General features: G+C 51.7%; 6 protein-coding genes. 1 reads left to right on the forward strand and 5 read right to left on the reverse strand.

Translation table 11 applies throughout. The features are described 5' to 3' along the window. The 5 genes from NT002_02035 to NT002_02055 all read right to left on the reverse strand — a co-directional run. On the reverse strand, positions 1-971 hold a 971-nt coding region (locus NT002_02035; protein ID MCX6828050.1), incomplete at its 3' end, for an Ig-like domain-containing protein. A gap of 17 nt (positions 972-988) precedes the next feature. Next, positions 989-3,490: a T9SS type A sorting domain-containing protein gene (locus NT002_02040; GenBank protein MCX6828051.1), complete on the reverse strand. Its 2,502-nt coding sequence runs from the start codon at positions 3,488-3,490 to the stop codon at positions 989-991. 12 nt (positions 3,491-3,502) lie between these two features. Beyond that, positions 3,503-5,500: a cohesin domain-containing protein gene (locus NT002_02045; GenBank protein ID MCX6828052.1), complete on the reverse strand. Its 1,998-nt coding sequence runs from the start codon at positions 5,498-5,500 to the stop codon at positions 3,503-3,505. Positions 5,501-6,025: 525 nt separating this feature from the next. Further along, a complete protein-coding gene (locus tag NT002_02050) occupies positions 6,026-8,629 on the reverse strand; it encodes a T9SS type A sorting domain-containing protein (protein MCX6828053.1) in 2,604 nt (867 codons plus the stop codon). 338 nt (positions 8,630-8,967) lie between these two features. Then, the gene (locus tag NT002_02055; GenBank protein MCX6828054.1) at positions 8,968-10,170 is read right to left on the reverse strand and encodes a hypothetical protein; all 1,203 of its coding nucleotides are present in this window, start codon (positions 10,168-10,170) and stop codon (positions 8,968-8,970) included. A gap of 662 nt (positions 10,171-10,832) precedes the next feature. Here NT002_02055 and NT002_02060 point away from each other — a divergent pair. Then, on the forward strand, positions 10,833-11,260 hold a 428-nt coding region (locus tag NT002_02060; protein ID MCX6828055.1), incomplete at its 3' end, for a hypothetical protein.

The raw sequence follows: 11,260 nt of genomic DNA on the forward strand, positions 1-11,260 counted from the left end.
CTCCTGGCGCCAATTGCCGCCAGAACCGGCTCACGGTTGACATTATTTACTGTAATAGCAACGATCTCGGAATCTTTCAGAGTACCATCCGAGGCAAAGAAAGTAATATTATAAATACCGGATTGCGTATAAGTCGGGGTCCAGTTGAATGTCCCGGTACCGTTAAGATTATCAACGAAAGTCGCACCAACCGGCAAACCGGTGGCACTCATTGAGGGTGTCGTTCCATCAGGATCAGTCGCGGTCGTATTGAAATTCAGATTAACATTCTCATTGACACTCCTGGCACCAATTGCCGCCAGAACCGGATCACGGTTGACATTATTAACCGTAATAGCAACGATCTCCGAATCTTTCAGAGTGCCATCCGAGGCAAAGAAAGTGACATTGTATACACCCGACTGATCATAGGTCGGGGTCCAGTTGAATGTCCCGGTACCGTTCAGATTATCGGTGAAAGTCGCCCCAAGAGGCAAACCAGTGGCGCTCATCGAGGGAGTTGTCACATCAGGATCATTTGCGGTCGTATTGAAATTCAGATTAACATTCTCATTAACGCTCTTGGCACCAATCGCCGCCAGCACCGGTGGCTGGTTGATATCATTGACCGTGATAGTCACCAATTCGGAATCGACCGCCGCGGAATCATCGGTCGCATAGAACATAACCGGGTAGATTCCCGCCTGTGTGAAAGTCGGCGTCCAATCGAATGTCGCGGTACCGTCAAGATTATCCACAAAAGTGGCCCCGGTCGGCAGAGAAGAGGTGGTCAGAGCCGGAATGCTCTCGGCATCAGTGGCCGAGACCCCGAAATTCAGATTGACTCCTTCATCGATCGTCTTGTCGCCGATCGGGTTCAGCACCGGCAACTGATTGGCCTGTGCCTGGGCCAGAACCGGAATTACCAGCAGCAGTGCCGCGACAATTCCAAAGGCCGCCGGGAAACCTGAAAATCTATTCCTTTGATGCATTCTTGTTACCTCAATCCCTATTTCACCAGCAACATTTTCTTGGTTTGGTGCTTATCGGCGACCTCCAGACGATAGAGATAGATACCGGTCGCCACGGATCTTCCATTCTTATCGGCTCCATCCCAGGTTACCGTATAATGACCCGGGCTTTTATACTCGTCTACCAGCATCTTCACCTGCTCACCGAGGATATTGTAGATTTTAAGCCTGGTCAGCCGGCCGCCCGGAAGACCGTTCTGATTGATATCAAAATCGATCCGGGTGGTCGGGTTGAACGGGTTCGGATAATTCTGATAGAGCATGAAGGTCGAGGGGAGAACCGGCGCCAAACCCTCCAACGGGATCTCGTTGGCATTGCTGTTAGAGAGAAAAGCCTGCGTAATCCGCACCTTAGATTTATCGTCAGCCTTGATTGCCTGCTTTACCGTAGCCGGCAGCCGAACCACATCGGCCAGACCGGCGGGGATGAGATTCTCCTTCTTCCAGGGCTGGCGGTTATAGAGAACCAGGCGGATTCGCCCATTATGGTCATCATTAAATGCCAGTGTAAACTGATTGGCGACTTCCGAAATTTCCGGCCGGCTCAGCTCGATTACATCGGGGTCATAGTCGATCTGAAGCTGCACTCCGGCGACATCGTCGGGGAATTCGCCGCGGACATTCAATTTGGTCAGTTGTCCCGCCGAAAGATCCTCGTGCACCACCGACAGAGTGGCGAAATTGTCGCCATAGTTAACCGGCGCCGGGGAGGGATTGACGGGAAGACCGAAGATGAGATTAATAATTCCGACCAGGTCGATCACGTTGACCGTGCCGTCTTTAACCACATTGGCGGTGGCGAAATTACGCGGCGGCAAGCCATAGCTGCCGATAATATAGGCCACCACTTTGACCAGGTCGTCAACGTTGATTCGTTTGTCGAGGTTGACATCACCATACTTATCAACCTGCACGACACCGGAATCGGTAAGAAGCGCCAGCGAGGGAACCGACGGATTGGGATCAACCGACTCCCAGGCATCATAAAAACGTATCCAGTAGTCGCCGGGCGCGGCGGCCGTGTCAATCGAGAGAAAAGCCCTCAGAATGGCCGAACCCGAAATCGTATCGACCGGGCCGATGGCTTCATTGGCCAGGCCGAAAGTAACCACCCGGATCGAATCGGGGAACTGCCCCAGATTCTCATAGACCACATATTCCGGAGTCCGGCTGGTCACCAGCAGCGAATCTATCTCGACAATCGAGCCGGGATAACTCATATCAAACTGCACACCATAAACTGTTTTGGTCGTCACCAGATCGATCGGCAATATCACCGGCGTTGCGCCCGGAATGCCGCCGACCGGAGCGCCGCCGTAGGCCGAACTGGTAAACAGCCGGTCTATATCCAGAACATTGACCTTTATCGATACGGAGCGAATACTTGATTTCTCGGTATGCTCATCAGTCGCCTGAAAGTCAATGGTGAAAGTTCCCGACTGGGCAAAAGAGGGGAGGAAGCGGAAATTCCCCGTGACTGTACCGGTTCCGGTCGCCGGATTGCTCGGGCTGAAAGTGGCGTTTTGCGGCATGCCGCTGGCCAGAAGCGATATGGCATCGCCGTTGACATCACGCGCAGTCACGCTGAATTTAACCGAATCACCTTGCTTTATTTCGTAACTGGAGGGGACGATGGCATCTATCGTCGGGGCGTTGTTCCCCGGCGTATTGGGACAGCAGTGGTCCACACACCAGTGATACCCCGAAGGACAAGTGGTATCGATCGGCGCACTTCCGGTATCAACGATAAACCGGCCGTAACCATAGGTTCCCGTGCCGGGATAAATGGTGACCGTTCCGGTCGTATCGGCAAACTGGTTAATACGGTATTCCTGCGGCTGGCCGACAATATTCTTGTGATCCTTTATCTGTATAAAACGCGAGGTATTTAAGGCTGCGCCGGCGTCCACGCGGAAAAGAAAATAAATAATGGTGGAAACAACGGGCGTATCAACCGGAATAAACGGCGTGTGCCAGCCCGTGGGTGCAGGCTCCGGCCGCGGCTGAGGAATGAACATGATGAAGTGGGAGCCGCGATTGATAGTATCAGCCGTATCGCGGGCCGCCCTGACAGCATATATGGTAGTGTCGTGAAGCGGCGGCGGAATACTAGTGGCAAAGCTGTTAACCGTACTTAATCCCCGCCCGACCATTTCCACGCTATCGTAAACAATCGAGCTGCCCTCATCGATTCCCACCCGGATCGGATGGAGCAGAGTCGTGTCATATTCGAAACGGATGATAAAACCGCCGATCGGAAGTTCGTTCTTGATCTGAATCGGCATTCTCACTATCGAATCGGGCAGGCCCTTGAAATCGGCGATATCAAGCCCGTAATGGACGCTGTCGATTATCAACTGGGCGCGGCTCTCGCCTCCGAAAATGATCAGGACAACAAATATCAAGAGCAGGGGGATTTTGTAGTACGGCATCATCCACCTCGAAGATTTATTTTTTTCTCGCTCTAAATGAGTAAACATATTGGCACCTATCTATTTTATAAGAATCATTTTTTTCTGAGCCGCATAGTCCGCCGCCTTCAAGCGATAAAAATAGATTCCGCTGGCGACCGCATTTCCACTGTGGTCCTTCCCATCCCATATGGCCGTGTGATGTCCGCCCGGAAGGTCCCCCTGTACCAGGGTGGCCACCTCCGCGCCCAGCAGATTATAAACCGTCAACCTGACCTGGGCCGGGGCGGGAAGATCAAACCTGATCTCCGTTGCCGGATTGAACGGATTGGGGAAGTTTTGATATAATGTATATCCTGTCGGCAGAGTCGTTGGATCACCCTTGACCGCAACCGGTATCGTGTAACCATCCGCCGAGGAGGCTTGAATTTCCTTTATCGTAAACGCCGAAATATCTTCTATTTTCAAGAACCGACCGACACCCGCCGGAATGACCGCGCCGTTCTCGCTATAGAGCAGAACGCGCAGAAGGTTGCCGTCGGTATTCCATTTGCACCGCATCCCCCCGCTCTCCGGTCCGGCTACAAGGTTCAAACCGGCCGGAATTTCCCGGACACCTTCAAGCGTCAGTGCCAGAGCGCCCAGGTTTTCAAAGGCATCATAACTCAACTCGAAACCGCCGGCATCATCCCGGACATAAACATCAACCGGCGACAGATTATACCTCGGCTTGGCAGTCGGATAACTGCCGTTGACCAGCCGATTCAAAAGAAAAACCAGGTCGGCCACCGTTCCCGGAGTTCCATCTTTATTCACGTCGGAATTGGCCCGCTGAACCGGATCCAGCGGGAATTGCCGGGGATTGATGAAATAATTCGTGAAATAAACCATATCGCCGATTTCATACGGCATCCCGTTCAGATTGATATCCCCCAGATTGCCCATTGCTGATTTCAACACCCTGATATATCCGTCATAGTAATCTATCGAGGATTGTTCGATACGATTACCCGAAGTATCGGTCAGGGTATTGTCTATGCCGGTAAGAAGATCGCGGAACACGAATCTCAGAGGAATCGAAAATCCGGCGAAATTGAGATCGCTCGTGATATAAAAAGTAAGTCTGACAATCGGGCCGCTCCCGGCGGCAAGATCGGGGGCGACCGTGCTGTTGAGCATGTCGGCAATTCCGGTCAACCGAACATCCCCCTGAATCCCCCGGTCGTTGAGCTTATAATTGAAATACTCAAAGGCGGCCGCTCTGGTTTCGGTCTTAGAAATCGAAATCAAACTCAGGCCCGAAGCATCGTAGTTGGTAACAAGATCAAATCCCGAGATCGGCTCCAAATTGGCCAAATTTATATTCACCGTGGCTATTTCGCCCGGATAACCCGACGATGTATCGATGGTCAGGGCATAGATAACCGCCGGCGCCATGCTCAAAACGACCTCGGCGGTATCGGCGGCGTCATACTGGTCAATCGCGGCGATCCTGACCGGATAATACCCCGAATCGCGGTAGCTGCTCTCCCAACTGATATGCCCCGGATTGCCGCCGCTGAATGAAACCCGGTCGGGCAAGGTGAGAAGGCTCCAACTGACCCGGTCATGGTCGGGATCATCAGCGCTCAAATCGCATGAAACTAATTCGCCGGCCACACCGCTTACCGTGTCCGGAGCGGCTATAATCGGCCGTCTGTTCTTATTAGTAACTATGATTTCCGTCCTAATCAGGCTGGAATTATGCCCATCGCCCGCCCAGAAAGTCAACTCGAATGGCGACCCTTCCGAGGAATTGGGGCCGGTGAAATTTGGGGTCCAGCTGAAATCGGCGGTGCCGTTTCCCTTATCGAGGAAAATCGACCCCAACGGCCGCGAAATGATCCCCAGCGTAATCGCATCAAGGTCGGTATCGGTTGCCGTGATTTTCAATTGGAGCCGTTCACCCTCCATAACATATTGCCTCGCAATAGGCTCTATCACAGGAGCACTATTGGCCGTTTCCGCAGCCAATAAAACCCGAGCCGGAACGCCGGTCAGAACCATCAAACTCATTGCGATACAATAAAATAATTTCATATATATATCTTTTCAAAGCGGTTTTCGCCGCTAATAGTCTGAGCAATAAACAGACCGAAATCGGTCAAATCCATCTTCTCACTCCCTGCCGTCAGCTCTCTGCGGCAGATTTCCGTGTCAAAACCCTCTGATTTTTCCGACTACTCCTTTGTCCTTTAGGAATCAAAGGGTTACAAAGATTTTTTTACTCTCTCTCAACTCAATAACAAGGGTCAAATTATCAAGTTCCGGCTAAAGAAAATTTGATTAAATGTGAGGCGGGCGGGTAATATTGAGACTCTATTACTTCTTCTACCGTAATATTGCATATGGTTGCAAGTACAAAGAGGGACCATCCGTGGAGATAAAACAAAAAAGCCCCAAGACCTACATTTCGAAAACAGATTGTAATCTTTGGGGGCCATTCAACCTTCCTGACTTCTCACCCGAATATTCATTTCTTTAACTAAATCCTCAGGCAGTTACTCTCCTTATTTAAAACTCCAAGGGGAGGTTTTAAACCTCCCCTTGGGGATCAGTGTATGGTTACTTCATCAGTACCATCTTCTTGGTAGCGGAGAACTTCCCAGCTTCTACTTTATAGAAGTAGATGCCGGTGGCTACGTTCGAAGCATCCCAGGTCACGACCTGCTTGCCAGCCGGGCTGTAGCCATTATAGCCAGCAACCTTCTGACCGGCAACGTTATAGATCGACACGGTCCAGTCGGAAGCGACCGGCAGCATCAGCTCTATAATCGTCACAGGGTTGAACGGGTTAGGATAGTTGGAAATGCTGAACGCAGTCGGAAGCATTCCGACCTTGTACGCGTTGCCAAAATAATCGACAGCGTCAACCGACTTCACAGTGCCATTGGTGTTCAGGATTCCACCAGTGCAGGTGGCGCCCTTATCCATGCTGTTGTAAACCAGAGCAACCGTGTTGCCGTTGAGGGTGCCGGTCATCAGAGTCATGTTGGAGGCACCAGCGCCGAGTGAAACATCAGCCGCGCCGTTGAATACGAAATAGGCCGCGCCAAGTTCGGCATCGACAGTCACAACGTTACCATTGAGACCGAAGTTAGCCGTGTTGGCATACGGGGACAGCTTCGCATACGGGAGAGCGTCGCCAATGATCACACGAATCAGATAAACGAGATCGGAAACCGTCAACGCCATACCATCGGCGTTAACATCGGTAGCCGCAATCTGACCTTCAACGCTGACCGTGAAGGCACCCAGACCTTTGATAAAATAGTTGGTGAACACAACCGCGTCACCAATTTCATTGGCCAGGCCGTTCAGGTTGACGTCACCGCGAGCGTCGATACTGTCGGCGCAAACGATGTCGATACCACCATTCCAGAAGTCGATGAACCGGACGGTTCCGGGCTTAATGATCATCTGCTGGTCAACATATACGGTGTCATCCGGAGTGTCGCAGATATCCGGAGCGCCAAGGTAAGTCGGCATAGCCGCATTAGCGGTAATCTCGGCTCCCCAGAACTCGTATACGTGACGCGAGATGGCAGTAATGACCACATTGGGAGCGGCGGTCGAGGGATGATAGGCGATAGTGTTGTCGCCGCAATCCATCCAGAAGAACCGAATCGGCACATACTGGCATTCCAGAGTCCGGTTGTTGGAAACCAGGAAGTCCAGAGTGAACAGAACGGTGCCAGACGGAACATTCAGCTCAAGCGGATGATGCGGACCGTCATTCTGGTCAGCCAGAGCGACCACACGAAGCAGACCGGACGGGCAAGCGTTGCCGCAGTTGCCGTTCGGGCCGAAACGATAGGTGAAATACTCCCACTGGTAGATGCCGGCCATGTCAAACAGCTCGCCAGGGAAGGCACCCATGAAGGTCAGAGCAGAGGCGTCATAAGCAATGAGGAAGTCGAAACCGAGCATGTCATTAGTGCCTTCGAACTTCGTCACATTGACCAGGGAGTGATGACCCTGGAGAACCTTCTCTACCTTCGCGATCTTGATCTGATAAGGCAGCTCGGAAACCGTAACGAAGGTTACCTCGCAACAATCAAAATCACCGGCGCAGTCGGTCACACAAATCGTAAACGTGAAAGTTCCGCCGAGTTCGCTCAGGTCCGGAACAAATGTGAAATGACCGAGCGCATCGATACCATACGGGCCAATCGGTGGAGCCGGGGTCACACCGGAGACCGACCAGGTCTTGGTGTCGCCAATGTTGAAGTCGGTCGCGGTAAAGTCGGCAGCACCGCCGGACAGACCCACGGTAAAGGTCTCGCCGCAGTCGCCGGCAATCACCGGAGCGGTGTTCAGAACGACGATACCCATAACGCAGTGCTGGGTCGCAATGCCCGGGGCACCATGCATGGCATCAGTCGCGAGAACATCGACATTGAGGGACTGACCAACATCCTGACAGGTCGGCTGATAGGTGAAAGCACCGCCTACGAGACCGCCGACACCGCCGGCCTTGGAATACGTGATCGCGTCTTGCTCAACATCAATCGCCAGGAAAGTGGCCGTCACGGGAACATCCCACTGGGTCGTCTTCTGCAACGGGCAGAGAGCGCCAGGAAGCGTGAAGTTGGGCGCGAAATTCGGGGCCTGCTCTACGGTAAAGCAGACAGGGTCGAAAGTCGGCTGCGGATCATCGAAAATCCAGTCATAGACATCGTTGACGGCATCGCCCTGGCCAATGCAAATCTGGCCAGTAGTGGCGGGACCGACAAGAGCGACAGTGGCGCCGAACTTCAGGATCAGTTTCGCAACGCCGTCACCGGGGAACCCACCGGAGTTACCGACGCCGGTGTAGTTGAACAGGTCCGGAAGAACTCCGTCCCAGCTCTCGGCATACGTCGTTTTGAAAAGGTCCCAATAACCCTTGAAAGCAGCCTGGGCAAACAATGCGGTGTCGCCCCAGACAACCGTCACGTCCGTCCCGGTAATGGAGAACGGGCTGGACCAGGTTATGCGGGCCGGAGAATCGGTGCTGGCCGCAGAAACATCGATGCTGACGGCCATACCCGGATTAATCTTGGTATTGGGCCCATCAACGTAGGCACCGGCACCAGATACGGCAGCGCTGAAAGTCAATGTTGCATAGCTCTGCCCAAAAGAAAGAAGCATTAAGGATAAGACAAGTACAAACAATATGCGTTTCATCTTGTGCTCCTATGTTGTTTCGTTAACATAATATTCAGTCATTAATCGCGACTCTTTCGAGTCATTAACCCCCCCTCGGGGTCCCAGAATCGGTTTTGGTTCTCCCGGCGAGAGCCACCTAGCCGAAAGATATGGCCAATTCCGGTTAAGCAAGAAAATCAAAGTGTTTTCTTTCTTTTGAGCGCGTGTTTGCAATTACCTCTTAAAGTGTCACCTCCTTTCTTTTCTCTTTTTTGGTTTCTTAGTGTTTAGTCACCTTTGACTAAGTAAATATTAAATTCTTGTTCTAATTCTGTTAAGTCTCTTCAATTACTTCTACTTCGTCATCCCACACATAATCAATGGCAAATCGGCGCCGGCCCGCCTTTATACAGGAAGAGGATGAGGTAGGTGACATCCTTTATATTCGTGATAGAATCGCCGTTGCAGTTCGCCAGACGCGGCACCGGCGGCGCGGCCCCACCCTGATAAAGGAATTTTATCAGGTAAGTAACATCCTGAATATTGATCACTCGGTTATTATTCACATCACCGCAAATTCCGGTCATAATGGTCAGCGAGCCATCGGTAACACTGACCTTGCTCGTATCCAGCCGGGCCACCAGTATTGTATCAACGTCGATCGAATCCGGTTGGGCGGGCGGGATTGAAACCTCCTGGTAGAGCATACAGATAGTATTCTGGGGCGGGTCGGCCCACTGCTGACAGACAAACCAACTCGTATCCACTACCGACTGTGAATAAAACCCGATGAGATTTCCTTCCTCATCCGAGAAACCAAAATTATCAAGGTTGTCGTGCTGGATCATGATTTTCACGGTGCGTTCGGTGGCCGTGTCGGGAATATTGAAAATGTCCGCCCGAAGCTTGATCAGCGGCGTCCGCCCATCCTGTGGGAAGCCGATACCTTTTTTATAAGGCGGCGCCAGAAGGTTGGCCTGGGCGGTGATTTTCATATCCATGCCGTTGGATCCGTAGGATCGGGTCTGAATATACTCCCAGCCCGATACCAGCGTCCCGGTCGTATCAATGTTGCCGACAAACGCCGGAGTCGTATCGATATGAACCCAGTCCCAACCATAGTCGAAGGTCGAATCGATACAGTGCGGAGGATTGCCGCCATACTGCAGGCAACGCCAGAAGCCGATTTCCGAACTGGAGTCGATACAATGACCGCCGCTGTACTGGTGGCAGATCCAGTATGGCGAAACCACTACCGAATCGCAACTATGAGGGACCGTGCCGGACCGGCAGGCCCAACGTATGGTGTCCACAACCGTGTCAAGTTCCGTAATAAAAACGGCGCGATCCGGCCGATTTAAAATCAGCCAGAGTTCAAAACCGGCGACCGTGTCGGAAAAGTTGTTCATGTAAACAGAAATGAGCGAATTTTGCTGCCCCGGGGGACCGGTCGTATCGCCCACGTTCACCTCCAGGTCATAAAACTGTGCATACCCTGAAGTGGCAAAGAACAGCAAAAAGAAAAGGATGGCAGTAGCGATTAGGTAGCTAGTGCTCAGGGACTTGGGATTGAAGGACATTCCTTATCTCCTCCGTTAAGTGTCTATCGGTTTAACGCTATCCCTTAGCTATTCTTCAAATAATCTGCAACCTTAAGAAATTGACCAGCTTAACCAACATATAGCCAGGGTGATTTATATATCACCTATCGGCTTTTCTGCCTTTTTTTTCAGCCAACGCTAAGCTACTCAACCATTCAATCTAACAGTAGTCTATTTTAAGTCGCCCCCCACGGCCGACTTAAAACTGCAGTATTTTGGCTCTGACAATGTACTTCAGGGTTTATGAAGACCTTTAGTTCGCCTTATTTTCCAACAAGGTTTACTGCGGACACTATACCTATCATCGAACTGAATATATATAGAAAGAAACTGGTTGTCAATAGGAAAATTCGCATTTTCGCCATATTTTTTCAAGGGCCGCGCCCCCCTTATACATTATAGCGCGACTCATTCGGCCCCCTGCTGTTCATCCGATGCACAAAGCAAGCGGCATTTTGCGGCTCCCCGAACCTTTTCCCGCCGAAATATCATCTCCTGAAAGGGGATAAGAATTCTCCCTAATCACCCTGGAATATTAGTATTTTCGATAAATCTCTCGGAGAAGCAGATTGTAGTTGCTATCTTTACCGAGATTGACAATTTTATGCCGCAACTTCTCCTGCAAGAAAGGGATCCGCTCTATGGCAAAGTTGATGAGCAAGAAGACCAGAGAAATCGTGCTGACCGTGGCGGTCCTGACGGCCATTGTCCTTTTCTTGATATTCTATATCATTTACCCTTTAATAGCTGTTCCCCGTCTGACCGCCCGCCCTGATGCCGACCGCTTCAAGGATCCCCAATTTAAGCTCACCAATGACGCCGCCTATTTTGTTCAGAGCGGCCTGCATCCGGATACTTTTGCGGTCAGCTCTAATGACAACATTAACCTGGCGGCGTTATTTTTTGCCCCCGACACCGGCCGCGCAAAAACAAGGGGGACGGTGATAATGCTTCACCCCGATGACACCGACCGAACCAGCCTGATATCATTTATCCCCCCCCTGCTCGATTCGGGTTGGCAGGTGATCATATATGACCAGCGGGCCTGCGGCCTTTCCGGCGGAAAATA

It is taken from the genome of Candidatus Zixiibacteriota bacterium, assembly GCA_026397505.1.
Classification (GTDB): Bacteria; Zixibacteria; MSB-5A5; order GN15; family PGXB01; genus JAPLUR01.

Coding starts and splice junctions, on each gene's coding strand:
- NT002_02040 (MCX6828051.1), bottom strand. CDS start 3,490: ATGTTTACTCATTTAGAGCGAGAAAAAAATAAATCTTCGAGGTGGATG.
- NT002_02045 (MCX6828052.1), bottom strand. CDS start 5,500: ATGAAATTATTTTATTGTATCGCAATGAGTTTGATGGTTCTGACCGGC.
- NT002_02055 (MCX6828054.1), bottom strand. CDS start 10,170: ATGTCCTTCAATCCCAAGTCCCTGAGCACTAGCTACCTAATCGCTACT.
- NT002_02050 (MCX6828053.1), bottom strand. CDS start 8,629: ATGAAACGCATATTGTTTGTACTTGTCTTATCCTTAATGCTTCTTTCT.